The sequence below is a fragment of the Microbacterium sp. MRS-1 genome, assembly GCF_000585455.1.
Taxonomy (GTDB): Bacteria; Actinomycetota; Actinomycetes; order Actinomycetales; family Microbacteriaceae; genus Microbacterium; species Microbacterium laevaniformans.
Window position 1 is genome coordinate 61,394 of record NZ_JAUF01000030.1, and the last position, 20,371, is coordinate 81,764.

Below are 20,371 nucleotides of genomic sequence, written 5' to 3' on the forward strand. Positions count from 1 at the left end.
TCTCGGCGCGTGAGCTTCCGCCCCGGTCCCCTGCGCGCCGCCCTCGCGCTGGCGGTCGGCTTCGTGGCGGTCCGGGTCGTGTACCGGGTGCTCTTCCACGGCGTGGACGGCAGCGGCACGGTGCTGCTGCCGCTGCCGGTGTGGCGGCTCGCGCCGCCTCTCGCCCACGTCCAGATGTTCGGCCCGGTCACGGCCGACGGGCTGGCGTCGGCCGTCGTCGGCGCGATGCCGATCGCGCTGACGATCATCGCCTTCGGGGTGCTCAGCGCACTGCTCGATCTGCCGCGACTGCTCGCGCGCGGGGCACGGCGCGGTCCCTTCCAGGGGCTCGCGCGGGCGCTGTCGATCGCGTGGGCCACGCTTCCGTCGCTCGCCGCCGCGGCACGCACGGCCCGGCGCGCGCAACGCCTGCGCGGCGAGCGCGGGTTCGGCGCGGGCATCCGCGCGCTGGCGCCGCTGCTCGAGGCGACGATCGAGCGGGCCACCGCCGTCGGAGCGTCGCTGGAGTTGCGCGGCTACGCCGGTCGCGGGCTCGAGGGCGACTGCCGCCGCCCGGTCGCCCTCGCACCTCTCACCCTCGGCTTCGCCGGCGACGCGGTCGTGTCCCTCGACGGGTGGAGCGTCGGGGCGGATCGGGCCGGCGACGGCATCCGCGCCGGCTCGCTGACGGTGATCACCGGCGCCACCGGATCGGGTAAGACCACGCTGCTGCGCGCCCTGAGCGGGCTGCACACCCACCTGGACGGCGGGTGGCTCGACGGCGTCCTGCAGATCGCGGGACACGACCGCGTCCACACGCCGCCGCGCGACCTGTCGCGGCTCGTCGGCGTGGTGCTGCAGAACCCCCGCGTCGGGTTCGTGACGACGAACGTACGCGATGAGATCGGGCTGGCGCTGGAGCTGCGCGGGCTCGCCCGCGTGCTCGTCGACGAGCGTGTTCGCGACGTCGCCGGGCGGGCGGGTGTCGCCGGACTGCTCGACCGGCCGCTGCGGGAGCTCTCGGCCGGCCAGGCGACGCTCGTCGCCATCGCCGCCGCCATCATCGAGCAGCCGGTGCTGCTGCTCGTGGATGAACCCCTCGCCGACCTCGACCGCACCGCGCGCTCCCGGATCGTGACGCTGCTGGGCGCGCTGGCACACGAGGCCGGCATGTGCGTCGTCGTCGCCGAACACCGCGGCGCCGAGCTCGCCGGCGTTGCCGACGTGTGGCTGCATCTCACCGCGGCATCCGCAGCGACGCCCGCGACCGTCACCACCCGACCCGCGCCGTTCACAACTCCGGATTTTCCGCCTCCCCTCCCCGCCGAAGGGCCGTCGCGGGCCGCGACCGTAGCGGATCTCCGGAGTTGTGAACCGGCGCTCTCGACGCGGGTGACCGTCCGCTACGGGCAGCGCCTGGCCGTCGACGATGTCGCCGTGACGCTACACCCGGGCGAGGTGGTGGCGCTGGTCGGGCCCAACGGAGCCGGCAAGTCGAGCCTTCTGGTCGCCCTCGCCACGGGCGCGCACGCTCGCGACGTGCGGCTGGTGCCCGACGACGCCGACGCGCTGTTCGTGCGCGACACGGTCGCCGCCGACTGCCGACGAGCCGACCGGCGCGCGCACATGTCGGTGGGAACGACCCTCACGCGCGTCGCCGCGCTGCTCGGACGCGGCGACGAGGACGGAGAGCTGGGGCGTCGGCATCCGCGCGACCTGTCCGCCGGCGAGCGGCGATGCCTGGCTCTCGCGATCCAGACCGCGACGCGCCCCTCCGTGCTGCTGGTCGACGAGCCGACCCGCGGACTCGACCCCGACGCACGGCGGATGGTCGATGCCGCCCTCGCACGCGTCGCGGATGCCGGGACCGCCGTGCTGGTCGCGACCCACGACGCCGCGGTCATCTCCCGCGCCGACCGCGTGCTCGGCATGGATGCCGGTCGCCTCTCCCCCACCGCCACCGCCCCCGCCACCGCGCCGGGTGAAGACCGCGGCGCGACGCATCGGCCGCGCACCGAACTCCTCCACTCCGCGAGCACGCCGCCCTCGGAGGCGGCGACGACCGTCGAGCCGGACGAGATCGGAGGAGTTCGGAACACACGAGCGCAGACCACCGCCCGGGCACCGCGGCCACGCCCCGCGCTGACCGTCGCGCTGGTCACGGCGAACGTCGTCGCCGCCGCCGCGTTCCTGTGGCCGCTCGCCGCGACCGCCCTCCCCGCACAGGCGCAGGCCGCCATCGGTCCGATCGCGCTGGCCCTCGCTCCCCTGGCCGTGCTCACGGTGCTCGCGGCGCTCGACACGACGGTCCGCTCCGCCCAGACGCTGGCGCTGCTGGCGGTGCTCGCCGCCATCGGCGCAGCCGTCCGCATCGCGAGCACCGGCGTCGGCGGCGTGGAGGCACTGTTCGTGCTCCTCATCCTCGCCGGCCGCGCCTACGGCGCCCGTTTCGGGCTGCTGCTGGGTGCGGCATCCGTGGGGCTGTCGGCGTTGCTGTGGGGAGGCGTCGGGCCGTGGCTGCCGTTCCAGATGTTCGCCTGCGCGTGGGTCGCGGCCGGCGCGGGGCTCCTGCCGCGGCGCGTGCGCGGTGGGGCGGAGATCGCGATGCTCGTGGGCTACGGCGCCGCCGCCGCGTACGCGTTCGGGCTGATCATGAACATGTGGTTCTGGCCGTTCGCCGTCGGCGCCGGAACATCGATCTCGTATGTTCCGGGGGCGCCACTGCCGCAGAATCTGGGCACCTTCCTCGTCTACTCGCTCGTGACCTCGACCCTCAGCTGGGACACGGTGCGCGCGCTCACCACCATCATCGGCATCTGTCTCGTCGGTCGCACCGTGCTGCGATCGCTGCGCCGGGCGAAGCCGGTGGCAGCCGCGTCACCACACGGCCCCGGCGCACGCCCTCGGAGTGCTCTCGCTACAGTCGAATCGTGACAGCAACGGTGCGGCGTTTGAAGGCCGAGGAGATCGACACAGACGGATTCCTCGCCCTGCTCGGGGAGGCTGCGGATCTCGACACCGACGCCCTCATCCGCATTCGCGACGTCGAGCTGCCCACGATGACCGTGGTCGGGACGGTCGACGGCAGCGTGCTCGGCTTCGCCGCGTTCGGTGCCGACACGCACGGCGAAGATCGCGCGGAGCTGCACTACATCGCCGTCGCACACGAGGCACGCGGAACGGGGCTCGGCTCTCGTCTCGTGGATGCCGCGCGCCGCGCCGACCCGACGCGACCCCTGTATGCGAGCACCGATGACGACGCCGTGGACTTCTACCGTCGCCTCGGCTTCGTCGTCTCCGACGCGCCCGACGACCCGCGCTGGCCGGCGCGGCAGCGCTACGACTGCCTCCTGGAACCCCTGGGCGACCCGGCCGAGGCTTTGACGACCACAGCGCGCAACGGAGGCCGCGACTGATGCTCACCGTCGGGTCGGTGGTGATCCGCGTCGATGATCTGGCGCGAGAGATCGCCTTCTGGACGGCGGCACTCGACTATGCGGCGCGCGAGCCCGTCGGCGACGACTTCGCACTGCTGCATCCGCGCGACGGCGACGGCGTCAACGTGTCGCTCGACGCCGTCGCGACTCCGCGCGTGCTGCCGCCGCGCATTCATCTCGATCTCTACGCGGATGATCAGGATGCCGAGGTGCGCCGACTCGAAGCGCTCGGGGCCCGTCGGGTGCACGGGGACACGCAACCGCCGGATGCCGACTACGTCATCATGGAGGACCCCGAAGGCAACCGCTTCTGCGTCGTCGCGGCCGGTGAGGCGGGGACGGGCGTCCACGCGGCGTGGGAGAATGGGGCACGGCGTGATCCACCCGAGGATGCCGCCGGAAGGACGAATCGTGCAGATCAGGAACTCCTCGGACTGGCGCGATGCCCTCCCCTTCGAGCTGCCCGTCGCCGCAGCCGAGGCCGTGCCCGGCGATGCCACGCGATGCTCCGGCTGCGGTCCCACGAGTGAGCCGTGGCCGCGCGAGGCATTGTGGGTGGTGAAGCACCGGCATCCGACCAACCCCGCCGGTTTCGTGCGCTTCTACTGCGCCGATCACAAGCCGGCCGCGAAAATGGCTCCGGCCGCCGCGGCGGCGCCCGAACGCGCTCGCCGCACGCGGGCTGCCGCCGGTTCTGATGCGCCGCGCAAGGCACCCGCCCCGATCATCCCCGAGCGCGAGACCGTGCTCTGCCCCGACTGCTTCGTACAGGTTCCCGCCACGGGCGTGTGCGGCATGTGCGGCGCTCGCGTCGGCTGACGCCTGGCCCTCATCCCCGGCTTCGCCGTCGGCGCCGGCAACGCGTCGCCGGCGCCAGCCGCTAGCATCGCGGCATGGTCGTCCTGCACCGCCTCACCCCGGCCATGGATGGCGCGCGCAGAGCCGCCCTGCTGCCCGGGCGCGGATACACGGCGCAGGCGCCCCTGCTCTCCTGGAGCGGATTGCTGCTCGCCGAGGAGGGGTGGGACGTCTACGCCGTCGAGTGGACGGATGCCGCGGCCGAAGATCCGGCGGTGTTCCTCCACGGAGCCTGGGCAGAGGTGACGGCAGTGCTCGACGGCGTCCCCGATCTCGTCGTCGCCAAGTCGCTGGGCACCTTCGCCGCACCGCTCGCGATCGCCGCCGGCATCCCGGGTGTCTGGCTCACCCCGTCGGTGCGTCACGACGTCGTCGCGGATGCGCTGGGTGCGGCATCCGAGGATCATCTCGTCGTGGCGGGAACCGCGGATGCCGCGTGGCGCCGAGACCTCATCGCCGGCACACGAGCTGCCGTCACCGAGATCGCCGACGCCGACCACGGCCTGCTGATCCCGGGCGATTGGCGCGCCTCGTACGCCGCTCATCAGGCGGTTTTCCGCCGCATCTCGGCCCACGTCGCCGCCCTACCGCCGATCTGAGCACCGACGGATGCCGCGGCCCGTTCAGACCGAGAAGTACTTCGCTTCGGGGTGGTGGAAGACGAACGCGTCGGTGGACTGCTCGGGGTGCAGCTGCAGCTCTTCGCTGAGCTCGACGCCCATCCGCTCCGGACGCAGCAGCTCGACGACCTTGCGGCGGTCCTCCATGTCGGGGCACGCCGGGTAGCCGAGCGAGAACCGCGCGCCGCGGTAGTCGAGCGTGAACAGACCGGCGGTGTCGGTGGGGTCCTCCGCGGCGAAGCCGAGCTCGGCGCGGATGCGGGCGTGCCAGAACTCGGCGAGCGCCTCGGTCAGCTGCATGACCAGGCCGTTGAGCTCGTAGTAGTCGCGGTAGCGGTCTTCGGCGAACATCTTCGCGGTCACGGCGTCGATCGCCCCGCCGGCGGTCACGAGCTGCACGGGCAGGACGTCGACCTGGCCCGACTCGCGCGCGCGCACGAAGTCGGCGAGGTTCAGGTGCCGGTCGCGGCGCTGGCGTGGAAAGTGGAAGCGCAGCCGGTCGGCTCCGAGCGGGCCGCCCGAGCCGCCGTCGGGTGCGAGCAGCCCCGGCACACCGAGCGCACCGGTCGGGTCATCCCCGTGGTGCAGCACCACGATGTCATCGCCTTCGGAGACGACCGGGAAGTACCCGTAGGCGACCGAGGCGTCGAGCATGCGCTCGGCGAGGATGCGGTCGCGCCAGTACCGCAGGCGCGGCCGGCCCTCGGTCTCGACGAGCTGCTCATATGACAGTCCGCCCTCGCCGCGGCCGGGCTTCAGCCCCCACTGCCCCATGAAGGTCGCCCGCTCGTCGAGGAACGCGGCGTAGTCGGCGAGCGCGATGCCGCGGACGATGCGGGTTCCCCAAAACGGCGGGGCGGGCACGGGATTGTCGGATGCCACGTCCGACCGCGCTGGCATCGCCTCGGGCTCGGTGAGGGTCAGACGCGACCCCGCGGCATGGATGCGCTTCTTCAGCGGCGGCAGGCCGACGGCATCCGGTGCTTCGCCGCGCGCGATCCGCACGAGCGGCTCCATGAGGGCGAGCCCCTCGAACGCATCCTTCGCGTAGCGCACTTCGCCCTCGAACAATTCGGCGAGGTCCTGCTCGACGTATGCGCGGGTGAGAGCCGCGCCGCCGAGGATCACCGGCCACCTCGAGCCGAGGCCTCGGGCCATGAGCTCCTCGAGGTTCTCCTTCATCACGACGGTAGACTTCACGAGCAGGCCGCTCATGCCGATGACGTCGGCATTGTGTTCCTCGACGGCGGCGATGATGTCGGCGATCGGCTGCTTGATGCCGAGGTTGATGACGGTGTAGCCGTTGTTGGTGAGGATGATGTCGACGAGGTTCTTGCCGATGTCGTGCACGTCGCCGCGCACGGTCGCCAGCACGATCGTGCCCTTGCCGGCCTCGTCGGTCTTCTCCATGTGCGGCTCGAGCAAGGCCACCGCGGTCTTCATGACCTCGGCGGACTGCAGCACGAACGGCAGCTGCATCTGACCCGACCCGAACCGTTCGCCGACGACCTTCATGCCCTCCAGGAGGTGGTCGTTGATGATCTGCAGCGGCGTGAGCGGGGCCGCGTCCGGGCCGCCCGCGCGCGCCAGATCGAGATCGGCCTCGAGACCCTTCAGCTCGCCGTCGATGATCCGGCGTTCCAGTCGCTCGCCGACCGGCAGGGCCGCGAGCTCCGCGGCCCGCTGATCGCGCAGGGCCGCCGTGTCGACCCCGGCGAACAGGTCGAGCATCGTCGCGAGCGGGTCGTAGGTGAGGGTGCCGTCGGCATCCCATTCGCGCCGGTCCCAGACGAGGTCGAGCGCGACCTTCCGCTGCTCGTCGGGGAGAGAGGCCAGCGGCACGATCTTCGCGGCGTCGATGATGCCGCTGGTCAGCCCCGCCTGCGTCGCCTCGTGCAGGAACACCGAGTTGAGCACCGAGCGGGCGGCGGGGTTGAGCCCGAACGAGACGTTCGAGACGCCGAGCGTCGTGTTGATGCCCGGGTATTTCGCGACCAGCCCGCGGATCGCCTCGATCGTCTCGATCGCGTCGCGACGGGTCTCCTCCTGGCCGGTCGCGATCGGGAAGGTGAGGCAGTCGACGATGATGTCCTCGACGCGCATCCCCCACGCGCCGACCAGCTCGTCGACGAGGCGCGACGCGATGCGCAGCTTGTCTTCGGCCGTTCGCGCCTGCCCCTGTTCGTCGATCGTCAGGGCGATGACCGCGGTGCCGTGCTCCTTGACGAGCGGCATGATGCGCCCGAAGCGGGATGCCGCGCCGTCGCCGTCCTCGTAGTTCACCGAGTTGACAACGGGCCGGCCGCCGATCAGCTCGAGGCCCGCCTGGATGACGGCCGGCTCGGTCGAGTCGATCACAAGAGGAAGAGTGGATGCCGAGGCGAACCGCGACACGACCTCGCGGATGTCCGCAACGCCGTCGCGGCCGACGTAGTCGACGCACACGTCGAGCAGGTGCGCACCGACGCGGATCTGCCGGCGTGCGATCTCGACGCAGTCGTCCCACCGAGCCTCGAGCATCGCTTCGCGGAAAGCCTTCGACCCGTTCGCGTTGGTCCGCTCCCCGATCGCGAGGTAGCTGGCATCCTGCCGGAACGGCACGTGCTGATACAGCGACGCGACGCCGGGCTCCGTCTCGATCGCCGGTGTCAGCGAGACACCGTTCTCGCGCCGAGACACCGGTGCACTCTCGGTGTCTCGGTGCCCCGGCGGTGTCTCGCGGTCAGGGGTGCGGGTCGCCACGGGGAGATGGCCGACCCGCTCCACGACGGCGGCCAGGTGCTCGGGCGTCGTGCCGCAGCATCCGCCGATGAGGCCGATCCCGAACTCGCGGACGAACTGCTCGTGCGCGGTCGCGAGCTCCGCCGGCGTCAAGGGATAGTGGGCGCCGTCGGCGGTCAGCACCGGCAGCCCGGCGTTGGGCATGCACGCGATCGTCACGGACGAGTGCTTCGAGAGGTGGCGCAGGTGCTCGCTCATCTCGGCCGGTCCCGTCGCACAGTTCAGGCCGATCGCGTCGACGCCCAGTGGCTCCAGCGCCGTGAGCGCCGCCCCGATCTCCGAGCCCATGAGCATGGTGCCCGTGGTCTCGACGGTCACCTCGACGAAGATCGGCAGCCGGATGCCGCGGGCCACGATCGCCTGCTTGCAGCCGTTGATCGCGGCTTTGGTCTGCAGCAGGTCCTGGCTCGTCTCGACCAGGAACGCGTCGGCGCCGCCGTCGATGAGGCCCTCGGCCTGCAGCGCGAACGTCTCCTTCAGATGGGCGTAGGTGGTGTGGCCGAGGCTCGGCAGCTTCGTCCCGGGCCCGATCGACCCGAGCACCCAGCGCATCCTCCCGTCGGCCGCTTCCGCCGCCTCCGCACGCTCGCGGGCGATCCGTGCCCCGGCGGCAGCGAGCTCCGTGATGCGGTCGTCGATGCCGTAGTCGGACAGGTTCGACCAGTTCGCGCCGAACGTGTTGGTCTCCACGGCATCCACGCCGACGGCGAAGTAGGCGTCGTGGATCGCACCGACCACATCGGGACGTGTGACGTTGAGGATCTCATTGCAGCCCTCGAGGCCCTGAAAGTCCGTGTCGATCTGCAGATCGTGGCGCTGCAGCATGGTTCCCATCGCACCGTCGGCGATGACGACCCGCTCCGACAGGGCGTCCAGCAGCGCCTGCGCGCGGGCGGTGCGGGGCACCCCGTCGATGTCGAGCGCGAAGCGGCCGGTGGGCGCGAGGGAGGCGGTCACCGCCCGATTGTCCCACGGCTGTCCGGCACCGGCGCAGCGCGGCAGGATAGGGGCATGAGTCTGCCCCGCGTCGCCGATCTCCTCGCCACGGCGCACGTGGTCTCACTCCCCCTCGTCACGCGCTTCCGCGGTGTCGAGCACCGCGAGGCCGTGCTGGTCGAAGGCCCCGAAGGATGGACGGAGTTCTCGCCGTTCCTCGAGTACGACGACGCGGAAGCCGCTGTCTGGCTGGCGGCCGCGATCGACTACGGCTGGCAGCGCCAGCCCGAGCCGGTGCGCGATCGAGTTCCGGTGAACGCGACCGTCCCCGCCGTGGCGGCGGCGGACGTGCCTGCGCTGCTCGCCCGCTTCGACGGCTGCCGCACCGCGAAGGTCAAGGTCGCCGAGCGCGGGCAGACGCTCGCCGACGATGTCGCGCGGGTGCGCGCGGTGCGGGCGGCGATGGGTCCCGAGGGTCGCGTGCGAGTCGACGCGAACGGCGGCTGGAACGTCGATGAGGCCGAACATGCCGCCCACGCCCTCGCCGGGTTCGACCTGGAGTACCTCGAGCAGCCCTGCGCGTCGGTCGCCGAGCTCGCCGAGCTGCGCGAGCGCCTCGCCGACTGGGACCTGCCCATCGCCGCCGACGAATCGGTGCGCAAGGCGGCGGACCCCCTCGACGTTGCGCGCCGGGGCGCCGCCGACCTGCTCGTCGTCAAGGCGCAGCCGCTCGGCGGGGTCGCGCGCGCCCTGTCGATCGTCGCCGACGCGGGCCTTCCCGCGGTCGTCTCCAGCGCCCTCGACACGAGCATCGGCCTAGCGATGGGTGTGACCTTGGCGGCCGCGCTCCCTGAACTGCCCTACGACTGCGGCCTCGGTACGGCATCGCTGCTCGCCGCCGACGTCACGCGCGCACCGCTGCGGCCCGTCGACGGCAGCCTGCCGCTCGGGCGTGTGACACCGGATGCCGCGCTTCTGGCCCGCCACGCGGCATCCCCCGATCGTCGCACCTGGTGGCTCGAACGCCTCGAGCGCTGCGCCGCGCTGATCTAGGAGCGTTTAGGAGCGGAAGACCGCGGCGCCGCCGTCGGCGACGATCGCCGGCACGAGGGCTTCGATACGGCGACGAAGGTCGTCCGTGATGCGACCGGAGGACTTGCCCTCCAGGGTGGCCGTCGTGCAGGTCTCATTCGAGACGTCCAGAAGCACGCGCGCCGCATCGGGGATCGGCATCCGGAGCGTGAGCCCGTAGGTGGCGACGATGTGCTGGAGAAAGCCCTCGATCCGCTCGAGTACGCGTCGCTGCAGCGTGAGGAAAGCGTCGGCCAGACGCTCATCGCGCAGAGCCTGGGCGCGGATCTCGGTCAGCAGGTGGGGGTCCATCTCCTCACCGAAGGGCGCTCCGAGGTGACCGACGAGATCGGAGATGTCGATCTGGCCATCGGGTGAGAGGCGCTGCACCCGGCTCTCCACCGCGTCCAGCTTGGCGTCGGACAGGCGCGTGACGAGCGCCAGGAACAGCTCATCTTTGGACTCGAAGTTCGAGTAGAACGCGCCGCGCGTGAAGCCGGCCCGTTCGCAGATCGCCTCCACGGAGGCGGCGTCCATGCCGACCTCCGAGAAGACCTCGTGGGCGGCATCCAGCAGGCGAGCGCGGGTCTGCTCCCGGCGTTGGCTGGGCGGGCGGCCGGCATCAGTGCGGTCGGCAATGTCGGTCACGGTTCCTCCCTCCCTCGACGACGGCGCCGCCGCCGTCGTTATCGCGTCTCAGTTCACATCGAGTGCTCAGGATTGCGCGAATCCCTGCTCTTAGGATACATCTGTGTATCGGATACAGCGGTGTATCGAACATTCCCTGTCCGTCACTGTCCCGAACGTCTGAACCGGAGCACCCCGTGTCCACACTTCTGTTTTCGCTCGGCCGCTGGTCATACCGCCACTCCTGGCGCGTCCTCGTGTCGTGGCTGCTGCTGCTCGGCGTAATCGGCGGTGCCGTCGGGGTGGGTGTCGCCACGGGCGCCGTGAAGGGGTTCGACAACTCCTTCTCCATTCCGGGGACGGAGGGCCAGGAAGGCCTGGAGCTCCTCAACCGCACCTTCCCCCAGGCAGCCGGCACCAGTGCGCAGTACGTGATCGTGGCGGCGCCCGGTCAACACGTCGACGACGCGCCCTACAACGACCAGATCGCGACGACCGTCACCGATCTCGGAAAGCTCGACGGCGTGCTGGCGGTCACCGATCCGTTCAACAAGAACGTGACCGGCATGGTCAGCGACGACGGCCAGGCCGCGCTCATCCGCCTGCAGTTCGAGGGCAGTGTCACCAACGTCCCCGCCGCCACGAAGACCGCCCTTCAAGACATGGCCACGAGTCTCGGCACGGCGCTCCCGGCCGGGTCGACGGTCGTGGTCGGTGGTGATCTGTTCTCGACCTCGCTGCCCAGCCTGTCGGTGACGGAGATCATCGGCGTGCTCGTGGCGCTGTTCGTGCTCATCATCACGTTCCGATCGCTCGCCGTCGCGTGGTTCCCCCTCGTCAGCGCGATCATCGGGGTGGTGCTCTCGGTGGTGCTGATCTTCGCCTCGACGGCCTTCGCGACGGTGTCCTCCACGACGCCGATGCTCGCGATCATGCTCGGGTTGGCCGTCGGCATCGACTACGCGCTGTTCATCGTCGCGCGACATCAAGACCAGGTGCGCGCCGGTATCGATCCCGAGGAGTCCGCCGCGCGCGCGACCGGGACGGCCGGCTCCGCCGTCATGTTCGCCGGTGTCACGGTGCTGATCGCCCTCGTCGGTCTGGGTTTTGCCGGCATCCCCTTCCTCACCACGATGGGTCTGGCCGCCGCGGGCGCCGTCGCCGTCGCGGTCGCCGTCGCCGTCACCCTCACCCCGGCGCTCCTCGGCTTCGCCAAGGGCCGCGTCGCCGGCTGGCCGCGGGGTCTGGGGCGCGGCATCCCGTTCGGGCGCCGCCGCCGCGCGGCGCGCACGCGGGGGGATGCCGAGGACAGCGCCGCACCGGCGGCGTCGGCAGCTTCGAAGAAGACGAACCCGTGGGTGGCGCTCGTGACCCGGCATCCGGTCGTCAGCGCCCTGTCGGTGATCCTGGTGCTCGGCATCGCGGCGATTCCCGCGTCGAGCCTGCAGCTCGCCCTGCCGAACGCGGGAATGCAGCCCGCCTCCAGCGAAGCGCGGCAGGCCTACGACCTGACCGCCGAGCACTTCGGGCCGGGCGCGAACGGACCACTCATCCTCGCCGGCACGATCGTCACCTCGACCGACCCACTGACGCTCATGGCGGACCTGAAGGCCGACGTCGAGAAGATCCCCGGCGTGAAGACGGTCGCCCTCGCCACTCCGAACCAGACCGCCGACACGGGTCTCGTCCAGATCGTGCCGACCACGGCACCGGATGCCCCGCAGACGGCCGACCTCGTGCGGGAGCTGCGCGCCCACCACGACGAATGGCTGCAGAAGTACGGCATCGACCTCAAGGTCACCGGCTTCACGGCGATCGCGATCGACATCTCCGACCGCCTGGGGGCCGCCCTGCTGCCGTTCGGCCTTTTCGTCGTCGGCCTGTCGTTCATCCTGCTGATGATCGTGTTCCGCTCGATCTGGGTGCCGCTGAAGGCGACCCTGGGCTACCTGCTGTCGATCCTCGCCGCATTCGGCGCCGTCGCGGCGGTGTTCGAGTGGGGCTGGCTGGCCGACGCGCTGCACGTGACGCGCACCGGTCCGGTGATCAGCTTCATGCCGATCATCCTCATGGGCGTGCTGTTCGGGCTCGCGATGGACTACGAGGTCTTCCTCGTCTCCCGCATGCGCGAGGACTACGTGCACACCCGACGCGCTCGCGGCGGACGGGCCGATCGGCAGACGGCCGTCGGGGCGGTGCGCAGCGGCTTCACGGCGTCGGCGCGCGTGGTGACCGCCGCCGCGGTCATCATGTTCGCGGTCTTCGCGGCCTTCATCCCCGAAGGCGATACGTCGATCAAACCGATCGCGCTCGGACTCGCCGTCGGCATCGCCGTCGATGCCTTCCTCGTGCGTATGACGCTCGGACCGGCGATCATGGCACTGCTGGGCGAGAAGGCATGGTGGATGCCGAGGTGGCTCGACCGTGCACTGCCGCACTTCGACATCGAGGGCGAGGCCGTCGAACGCGAGCTCGCACTGACCGCGTGGCCGGAGCCCGACTACACCGGCGCGCTGGCCGCAGACGACCTGTCCGTCCGCGTCGAGGGCGGCAAGGGGGTCGGCGACATCACGCTCTTCCGCTCCTCCTCCATCCGCCTCGAGCAGGGCGGCACGCTCCTGGCGACCGCGGCCGATCCGCGCGCCGGTCGCGCCTTCGTCCTCACCGTCGCGGGCCGGGTCGACCCGAGCGAGGGACGCCTGCGCGTCGCGGGTCACCTGCTGCCCGGACGCGGCGCCTGGGTGCGCGCGCACGTCGGTGTCGCCCTGCTCGAGGGCGCCGCCGCGCCCCTCACCGAGCTGCGCCGGGCGCTCGCCGGCGGAACCACGATGGTCGTCATCGACGGTCTCGACACCTTGACCGGCGCCGATCGCGATCAGGCTGCCGCGCTGCTGCGCGACGCGCAGGAGCGCGCCGCCGCCCGCACCACCCGCAGCGGTGCTCCCGCCCATCCGCTCACCATCGTCGCCTCCGCCCGTCGCGAGGGCCCCGCCCTCGACGTGCTCGCCGACGCCCACCGCCAGAGCGTGACCGCGCTGGCCCTCACCACCGGCACCGCCGACTCTCCCACGCAGGTGATCTCCGCATGACTCTCTCCCTCGAACGCGCCCGCTCCCGTCGCCCCGTCACCTGGCTCACGCTGCTCGGCGTGCTCCTGCTGCCCGTGCTAATCGGCGGCATCCTGCTCGCGGCGCTCTACAACCCCACCGAGCGCCTCGACAACGTGCGCGCCGCGATCGTCAACAACGACAAGCCGGTCACGATCAACGGGCAGACGGCTCCGCTGGGCCGCCAGCTCACCGCGGGTCTGGTGGAGGGCTCTCCCGATGTGCCCAGCAACCTCGACTGGGTGATCTCCAACACCGACGACGCGGCCGCCGGCCTCGCCAACGGCAGCTACGACGCGGTGATCACGATTCCGGAGAACTTCTCCGCCGCCGCGACCTCGACCGCACCGGGGAAGACGCCCGAGAAGGCCACGATCCAGGTCCAGACCGCTCCGGACGGCCGCGTCGTCGACGGCGCGATCACCGCGACGATCACGCAGACCGCGGCATCCGTGTTCGGCAGCGCCGTGTCACAGCAGTACCTCACCAACGTGCTCATGGGCTTCACGAACCTGCACGACCAGCTCGGTCAGGCCGCCGGCGGTGCCGACCAGCTCGCCAGCGGCGCGCAGCAGGCGGCCAACGGAGCCGCTCAGCTGCCCAGCGGCGCGACCGCTCTCGCCTCGGGCGCAGGTCAGCTCGGCACGGGGGCGAGCGACCTGTCGTCGGGTCTCGACAAGCTGGCGACCGGGGCCACCGGCTCCGCGGCGGGAGCAGGTCAGCTCGCCGACGGGCTGAACCAGCTGTCGGCGCAGTTCACCGCCACGACTCCGAACACTCTCGGCGGCACGGTGTCGACCACGGCGCAGTACGCGTCGGCGGCAGCGGCGGCGACGCAAGAGCTCGCGGCGAAGTACCAGAAGCAGCTCGTGGAGAACGCCTGCAACCCGGCGTCGCCGGTCCAGACGCCCACCTGCGCCGCGCTGCTGACGTTGGCGACGGACGTCCAGAGCTCCGCGACCAACGCCGGCTACGCGGCGGGGTACGCGAACGGCCTGAAGAACGAGGCCGTCCCCGAGGCGGTGAAGGGCGTGAACCAGCTCGCCGGAGGGGCGCAGTCGCTGCAGTCCGGCCTCGGCCAGCTCGCCGGCGGCATCGGCCAGGCCGCCACCGGCGCCACAGGACTGTCGACGGGCGCCTCGCAGCTCGCCGACGGAGCTTCGCAGCTCGCCGACGGCGCGACCCAGCTCAGCACCGGTGTGAATCAGCTCGCCACCGGGTCCAGCTCGCTGGCGCAGGGCCTGGACTCGGCGGTCTCGCAGATCCCCACCTACTCGCAGCAGCAGGCCGACGCGACCGCCAAGGTCGTCGCGAACCCGGTGAGCGCGGACGGCATCGGCACCAACCTCTTCGGCGCGTCGGCGATCCCGCTCCTGGCGATTCTCGCGCTGTGGTTCGGGGGTCTCGGCTCGTTCATCGCACTTCAGGCCGTGCCGCGGCACGCGCTGAGCTCGCGGCGTCCGTCGGTGCTCCTGGCCCTGCGCAGTCTCGCACCGGCCGCCGGCATCGGGGCCGCCCAGGGCCTGCTGGTCGCGGGGGTCGCCCAGATCGCGGCGAACTACGACGCCGGCACCTGGTTCGCCTTCGCCGGTCTCGCCGTCGTCGCGGGCATCTCCTTCGCGGCGGTCAACCAGGCGCTCGTCGCGATCTTCGGGGGCGCGGGTCGCTGGATCTCGACGCTCGTGGGGGTGCTCGCGGTGGCGACCGGCATCGTCTCGACCATCCCCGGCATCCTCGCCTCGGTCGCCGCAGTCATGCCCACCGCCCCCGCCTACACCGCGCTGCTGGCGGCGATCACCTCCGCCGGTGGGCTCGGTGCGGGGCTCGCCGGCATGATCGCGTGGGCGGCACTGGCGTTCGTCGCGACGACGATCGCGGTGACCCGCCGCCGGACGGCGAACACGCGGGCATTGCTCGCCGCACCCCCCGCCCTGGCCTGACAGCCCGCCCAGCGGACCCGCGAAGGGCTGAGTTGGCGCGGGCGCCGGAAAGAACTCCCCGGATGCCGGCGCGCGCGCCAACTGAACGCGCGCGCCGCCGGCGGCGCGGGCTCAGTTCAGGCCGCTGTAGACGTGCAGGCCTTTGAAGAAGAGGTTCACGATCGTGAAGTTGAACATCACCGCGGCGAAGCCGACGATGGACAGCCACGCCGAACGCGTGCCTCGCCAGCCGCGCGTCGCCCGCGCGTGGATGTAACCGGCGTAGAGCACCCAGATGACGAAGGTCCACACTTCCTTCGTGTCGAAGCCCCAGTAGCGTCCCCACGCGTCGTTGGCCCAGATCGAGCCGGCGATGAGGGTGAAGGTCCAGAAGATGAAGCCGATGATCGTGAACCGGTAGGCGAGCGCCTCCAGGACATCGCCGGCCGGCAGCGTCCGCAGGAAGCGCAGGCCACGGCGGCGCGGCGCGGAGGTGGCCGCAGCGGCTCCGCCCTCCTCCGGCGCCGACAGGGCGGCGATCGCCAGCCGCTCCCGGCGGGTCTGCATCAGCTGCAGCACCGACAGCGCGAAGGCGAGCGCGAACAGGGCCGTCGCGAGCGACGCCACGAACACGTGGATCACGAGCCACACGCTCTTCAGCGGATCCGAGAGGGGAACGACCGCCGTGTAGAACCAGATCACGGTGCCGCCGAGCAGCACGACGACGAGCCCGGTGATGAAGGTGCCGAGGAAGCGCAGGTCGTACTTGAACAGCACCACCAGGTAGACGGCGACGATCAGCATCGTTCCCGTGAGGGCGAACTCGTACATGTTCGACCACGGCACACGCCCCGAGGCGACGCCGCGCAGCACGTCGCCGGCGACGTGGAAGAGGAAGCCGAGCACCGTCAACGAGGTTCCGATGCGCGCCCACAGGTAGCGCGCGCGGCGGGCGAGCGGCGCTTCCAGCTCCGCCTTGGCCGCCTGCTGCTCGGCCCGCATCTCGTCGAGAGACCCGCCGAGAGCAGTGGATGCGGATGCCGAGACGCCCGCGCCGACGAGCTCGCGCTGCTTCGCGGCATCCTTCTGCTGGATCGCGATGTCGGAGCGGCGCCCGAGGTCGATCGCGTAGGCGATGAACGCGAGCGCGTAGATTGCCACTGCGGTCCACACGAGGAGCCGGGAGATTTCGTCGAGAGGGAGGCCGTCGGGCATGACGATCAGTCTACGTCGGCGTGCTGCACGCTGGACCGGTCACGACCGGCCGGCGCCGCCGTCCTGACCCGCGGATGCCGCGCCCTGCGCACGCGCCGACCCGGCCGTGCCCGCGGCATCCATCGCGGCGCCGTGGTCGCGGACGAGGTCGGCGACGGCCACCGCGATCGCGGGGTCCTCCCCGCGCGCGAGGCCCGCGTACTCCAGGTGCACGACGCCGTCGCCGGGCGTCGCCTTGACCCACATGCGCCGGCGCGGGATGAACAGCGCCGCGAGCAGCCCCGTCAGGGCGACGATCGCGAAGCCGAGCACCCACGGCGCGCCGACGTCGCGGTGGATCGACAGGGACACGTAGCGCTTGACCTGCTCGCGGGCCCCGCTGGCGGTCGCGTCGTCGAACGTGATCGTGCCGAGACCGTTCGGCAGATCGACGGTCTGCCCCGGCGCCAGCTCGAGCGAGGGGACGTCGATCTTGCGGCCCGTCAGCTGCGTCATGCCGCTGACATCCAGCGCGTAGACGTTGCGGGGCGTGCCGTCGTCGATGCCGAGGTCGCCCGTGTACACGTCGAGGGTGAGCAGCGGGTTCGCCAGCGACGGGTACGCCGACGTCAACGCGCCCGAGTGCAGTTTTGCCGCCGTCGGATAGAAGAACCCGACGAGACCGACCTGCTGCGACAGCCCGTCGGGAATTTTGATGACGCCGAGCGAGGTCATCGTCGCGCCCTGCGGCAGGAACTCGACGTCCTCGTGCAGCACGACGTCGCCCGCGGGGTTTCGCACCGTGATGGTCGGCGCGTAGCCGTTGCCCATGAGGTAGACGCGGTCGCCGGCCATGTCGATGGGGTGGTTGACCCGCACGGTCCGCTGCTGCGGGTCGTGGCCCGGCTCGCGGGTGGTGAGGTTCGCGGCGAAGTCGCCGGCCTGTCCCTGGCCCGCCTCCCCGACCGGCACATAGTTCACGTCGAAGCTGTCGAGGGTCAGCGAATACGGCGGCAGCGCGTTCGTGTCGACGAAGCGCCCGGGGTTGAACGAGGTGTAGCCGAGGCCGAGGGAGTTGACGAAGCTGTCGCCCTCGACGATGACGGTCTGGCCCGTATAGGTGAGGCCGCCCCCGACGCCGACCGAGATGAGCACGCCGACGAGCGCAGCGTGGAAGACGAGGTTGCCGGTCTCACGGGCGTAGCCGCGTTCGGCCGACACGGATGCCGTCGCGGGCCGCTTCGCCGTCGCGGCGGTGTCATAGCGCTCGACGCGGTAGCCGGCCTTGCGCAGCTGGGCCTGAGCGAGCTCGACCGCGGCGACGGCGGCCGCCGCGGCATCCTGTCCCGGGGCGACGATGCGCTCCGCCTCGGCGTGGTCGTCCAGGCGCGACAGGCGCGCGGGCGTGCGCGGCGGGCGGGCACGCAGCGCGTTGAAGTGGTGCTTGGTGCGCGGGATCACGCAGCCGATCAGCGAGATGAACAGCAGGATGTAGATCGCCGAGAACCACACCGACGAGTACACGTCGAACAGCTGCAGACCGTCGAGGATCGGGAACAGGCCCGGGTTGTCGGTCTTGTACTGCAGCACGCCGTTGGGGTCGGCGGTGCGCTGCGGCACGATCGACCCGGGAATCGCCGCGATCGCGAGCAGCAACAGCAGCACGAGCGCCGTGCGCATGCTCGTCAGCTGCCGCCAGCCCCACCGCAGCCAGCCGATCAGGCCCAGCTGCGGCTGGGCGATGGCGGCGGCGGGCGTCGCGGCATCCGCGTGGTCGGCCGGACGCAGCGGATCGCTGGTGCCCGTGCCGTCAGAGCGGGAGTTCGACACCGCCGATCACCCCCGTGAGCTGCGACATCGCCGCGGTCCAGAGCCCGGTGACCATGAGCAGCCCGAGCACGATCAGAAGCACGCCGCCGATGATGTTGACGACGCGGATGTGGCGACGCAGGAACGCCACCGAGCGGGTCGCCCAGCCGAAGCCCACCGCGAGCAGCAGGAACGGGATGCCGAGTCCCAGCGAGTACGCGACGGCGAGCAGCACCGCGCGGGTCGGGTCGGCCTGGGTGAGGGAGATCGAGAGGATCGCCGCGTAGGTCGGGCCGATGCACGGCGCCCAGCCGATGCCCATCGCCACGCCCAGCAGCGGCGCGCCGACCAGTCCCAGACCGCTGCGCACCTGCGGCTTCATCGTGCGCTGCGCGAAGCCGAACAGCCCGAGGAAGACGAGGCCCATGATGATCACGACGACGCCCAGCACGCGGGTGAGCACCTCGCCGTACTGGAGGAAGAAGCGGCCGAGGGTTCCGGCGAGCACCCCCATCGCGACGAAGACGACCGTGAACCCGGCGATGAACAGCACCACCCCCAGCAGCAACCGGCCGCGGCCCGTGCGAGTGAGGCGACCGCCGCGGCTGCCCACGCTGCCCGACGCCCCGCCGAGGAACCCGAGGTAGCCGGGCACGAGCGGCAGCACGCACGGCGACAGGAACGACACGAGACCCGCGAGCATCGCGATGGGGATCGCGAGCCAGAGCGCGCCGCTGAAGACGACGTCGCTCACGTGGTCTCCGCGACGACGTCGTTGATGATCGTCTTGAGGATCGACTCGCTCTCGACGCGGCCGATGAATCGCGCCGCGACGCGGCCCTGCCGGTCGAGCACGAGGGTGATCGGCACCGACTGCAGCGGCGTCCACGACGCGAACGCGAGCTTGAGGTCGGCGTCGTCCTTGGCGAGCAGCGACGGGTAGGTGATGCCGTACTTCTCGTCGAACGCCTTCGCGCCCTCGGGGCCGTCGTAGATGTTCACACCGAGGAACTGCGCGCCCGCGGGCTGTACCGCCTGGTAGGTGCTCTCGAGGGTGGGCGCCTCGGCGCGGCAGGGTCCACAGTTGGCGTACCAGAAGTTGAGGACCAGCACCTTGTCGGCGTAGTCGGCGTTGGTGACGGTTGCGCCGTCGACCGCGGTGCCGGTGAACGAGACCGCACCGCCGCGGTCGGCGGGCGCGATCTCCTGCACGCTGCCGTCGCCGGAGATGTAACCCTTGCCGTCGCCCTGCTTGTACTGGTTGGCGAGGTCGTCATTCGCGCTGCTGCATCCCGCCAGGCCCGCACCGAGCGCCAGGGCGAGAAGGGATGCCGCGACGCGAGCGATCGTCCGATGCTTCATACCGCTCCCACATCCACCGCGTGAGCCGTCGAGGCCGGCCCGGCGTAGTCGACTTCGCGCCAGCCGCTGCCGGCGCGCTCGAAACTGGTGATGCTCGAGAGGGCACAGCGGCGCTTGCGCGGGTCGTGGCGCAGCGGCTGACCGGCCACCGACAGATGCGTGACCCAGATCGGCAGCTGGTGGGAGACGATGACGACGTCGCCCCCGTCGGCATCGTTCCAGGCTTCGTTCATCGCGGCATCCATGCGGGCGACGACCTCGGCGTACGGCTCGCCCCAGCTGGGGATCTCGGGGCGCGCGAGGTGTCGCCAGTTGAGGGGATTGAGCACGGCACGTGTCATGCGCTTGCCCTCGAAGACGTTGGTGGGTTCGATGACGCGCTCATCGATGATCGGGTCGAGCGCGAAGGCCTCGGCGAAGGGCTCCGCCGATTCCTGGGTGCGCTGCAGCGGCGAGGCGTAGAGGGCGCTGACGGGCCTGGCCGAGCCCTGCAGGTAGACGGCGGCGCTGCGAGCCATCTCGCGCCCCGCGGCACTCAACCGGAAGTTCGGAAGTCGCCCGTACAGCACCCGCCCCGGGTTGTGGACCTCGCCATGGCGCACGAGGTGGAGGCGGTCAGCGGGCACCCCGTCAGTCTACGCGGGGCACATCTGTGGCCGGGCTGAGAGCGG

The 20,371-nt window shown here is 71.4% G+C and carries 15 protein-coding genes; 8 read left to right on the forward strand and 7 right to left on the reverse strand.

What is annotated here, in order from left to right; all coding sequences use genetic code 11:
- Window positions 1-9: 9 nt before the first annotated feature.
- From AS96_RS06955 to AS96_RS06975, 5 genes are all read left to right on the forward strand, one after another.
- Window positions 10-2,913: an ATP-binding cassette domain-containing protein gene (locus tag AS96_RS06955; RefSeq protein ID WP_036287432.1), complete on the forward strand. Its 2,904-nt coding sequence runs from the start codon at window positions 10-12 to the stop codon at window positions 2,911-2,913.
- Window positions 2,910-3,395 (forward strand): GNAT family N-acetyltransferase, encoded by a 486-nt coding sequence (locus AS96_RS06960; RefSeq protein ID WP_197017272.1) that lies wholly within the window; start codon window positions 2,910-2,912, stop codon window positions 3,393-3,395. Before AS96_RS06955 ends, AS96_RS06960 begins: the two co-directional genes overlap by 4 nt.
- Window positions 3,395-3,946, forward strand: coding sequence for a VOC family protein (locus AS96_RS15960; protein ID WP_197017273.1), 552 nt, complete (start codon window positions 3,395-3,397; stop codon window positions 3,944-3,946). Before AS96_RS06960 ends, AS96_RS15960 begins: the two co-directional genes overlap by 1 nt.
- A 25-nt stretch (window positions 3,947-3,971) precedes the next feature.
- Complete coding sequence (locus AS96_RS15680; protein WP_231477149.1) at window positions 3,972-4,235, forward strand: hypothetical protein; 264 nt, start codon at window positions 3,972-3,974, stop codon at window positions 4,233-4,235.
- Between the two features lie 74 nt (window positions 4,236-4,309).
- Window positions 4,310-4,873, forward strand: coding sequence for a hypothetical protein (locus AS96_RS06975; protein ID WP_036287436.1), 564 nt, complete (start codon window positions 4,310-4,312; stop codon window positions 4,871-4,873).
- Between the two features lie 24 nt (window positions 4,874-4,897).
- On the opposite strand, the gene AS96_RS06980 is transcribed toward AS96_RS06975, so the two are convergent.
- A complete protein-coding gene (locus tag AS96_RS06980) occupies window positions 4,898-8,632 on the reverse strand; it encodes a homocysteine S-methyltransferase family protein (RefSeq protein WP_036287438.1) in 3,735 nt (1,244 codons plus the stop codon).
- A gap of 54 nt (window positions 8,633-8,686) precedes the next feature.
- Here AS96_RS06980 and AS96_RS06985 point away from each other — a divergent pair, with 54 nt between their 5' ends.
- Window positions 8,687-9,664 (forward strand): o-succinylbenzoate synthase, encoded by a 978-nt coding sequence (locus tag AS96_RS06985; RefSeq protein WP_036287441.1) that lies wholly within the window; start codon window positions 8,687-8,689, stop codon window positions 9,662-9,664.
- Between the two features lie 6 nt (window positions 9,665-9,670).
- Here the strand turns inward: AS96_RS06985 and AS96_RS06990 are convergent, their stop codons facing one another.
- The gene (locus AS96_RS06990; RefSeq protein WP_036287443.1) at window positions 9,671-10,330 is read right to left on the reverse strand and encodes a TetR/AcrR family transcriptional regulator; all 660 of its coding nucleotides are present in this window, start codon (window positions 10,328-10,330) and stop codon (window positions 9,671-9,673) included.
- 176 nt (window positions 10,331-10,506) lie between these two features.
- Between AS96_RS06990 and AS96_RS06995 the strand changes: the two genes are divergently transcribed.
- Both AS96_RS06995 and AS96_RS07000 read left to right on the forward strand, forming a co-directional pair.
- Entirely contained in the window at window positions 10,507-13,398 is a 2,892-nt protein-coding gene (locus AS96_RS06995) for an MMPL family transporter (RefSeq protein ID WP_036287446.1), read from the forward strand.
- The gene (locus tag AS96_RS07000) at window positions 13,395-15,356 is read left to right on the forward strand and encodes a YhgE/Pip family protein (protein WP_036287449.1); all 1,962 of its coding nucleotides are present in this window, start codon (window positions 13,395-13,397) and stop codon (window positions 15,354-15,356) included. The genes AS96_RS06995 and AS96_RS07000 overlap by 4 nt, the downstream gene beginning before the upstream one ends.
- A 111-nt stretch (window positions 15,357-15,467) precedes the next feature.
- Here the strand turns inward: AS96_RS07000 and ccsB are convergent, their stop codons facing one another.
- The 5 genes from ccsB to AS96_RS07025 are packed head-to-tail and all read right to left on the reverse strand — an operon-like array spanning window position 15,468 to window position 20,326.
- Window positions 15,468-16,550, reverse strand: a complete 1,083-nt coding sequence (ccsB, locus tag AS96_RS07005; protein WP_036287452.1) for a c-type cytochrome biogenesis protein CcsB — start codon at window positions 16,548-16,550, stop codon at window positions 15,468-15,470.
- Window positions 16,551-16,589: 39 nt separating this feature from the next.
- Window positions 16,590-18,359 (reverse strand): cytochrome c biogenesis protein ResB, encoded by a 1,770-nt coding sequence (resB, locus tag AS96_RS07010; protein ID WP_036287453.1) that lies wholly within the window; start codon window positions 18,357-18,359, stop codon window positions 16,590-16,592.
- Window positions 18,340-19,092, reverse strand: coding sequence for a cytochrome c biogenesis CcdA family protein (locus AS96_RS07015; protein WP_036287456.1), 753 nt, complete (start codon window positions 19,090-19,092; stop codon window positions 18,340-18,342). The genes resB and AS96_RS07015 overlap by 20 nt, the downstream gene beginning before the upstream one ends.
- The gene (locus AS96_RS07020; RefSeq protein WP_036287459.1) at window positions 19,089-19,700 is read right to left on the reverse strand and encodes a TlpA family protein disulfide reductase; all 612 of its coding nucleotides are present in this window, start codon (window positions 19,698-19,700) and stop codon (window positions 19,089-19,091) included. The genes AS96_RS07015 and AS96_RS07020 overlap by 4 nt, the downstream gene beginning before the upstream one ends.
- Window positions 19,697-20,326 (reverse strand): histidine phosphatase family protein, encoded by a 630-nt coding sequence (locus tag AS96_RS07025; RefSeq protein ID WP_036287462.1) that lies wholly within the window; start codon window positions 20,324-20,326, stop codon window positions 19,697-19,699. Before AS96_RS07025 ends, AS96_RS07020 begins: the two co-directional genes overlap by 4 nt.
- Window positions 20,327-20,371 lie beyond the last annotated feature (45 nt).

Excerpts from the sequence above, each read along its gene's own strand:
- AS96_RS15960 (WP_197017273.1), top strand. The coding sequence starts at position 3,395 with ATGCTCACCGTCGGGTCGGTGGTGATCCGCGTCGATGATCTGGCGCGA.
- AS96_RS06975 (WP_036287436.1), top strand. The coding sequence starts at position 4,310 with ATGGTCGTCCTGCACCGCCTCACCCCGGCCATGGATGGCGCGCGCAGA.
- AS96_RS06985 (WP_036287441.1), top strand. The coding sequence starts at position 8,687 with ATGAGTCTGCCCCGCGTCGCCGATCTCCTCGCCACGGCGCACGTGGTC.
- AS96_RS07000 (WP_036287449.1), top strand. The coding sequence starts at position 13,395 with ATGACTCTCTCCCTCGAACGCGCCCGCTCCCGTCGCCCCGTCACCTGG.
- ccsB (WP_036287452.1), bottom strand. The coding sequence starts at position 16,550 with ATGCCCGACGGCCTCCCTCTCGACGAAATCTCCCGGCTCCTCGTGTGG.
- AS96_RS07020 (WP_036287459.1), bottom strand. The coding sequence starts at position 19,700 with ATGAAGCATCGGACGATCGCTCGCGTCGCGGCATCCCTTCTCGCCCTG.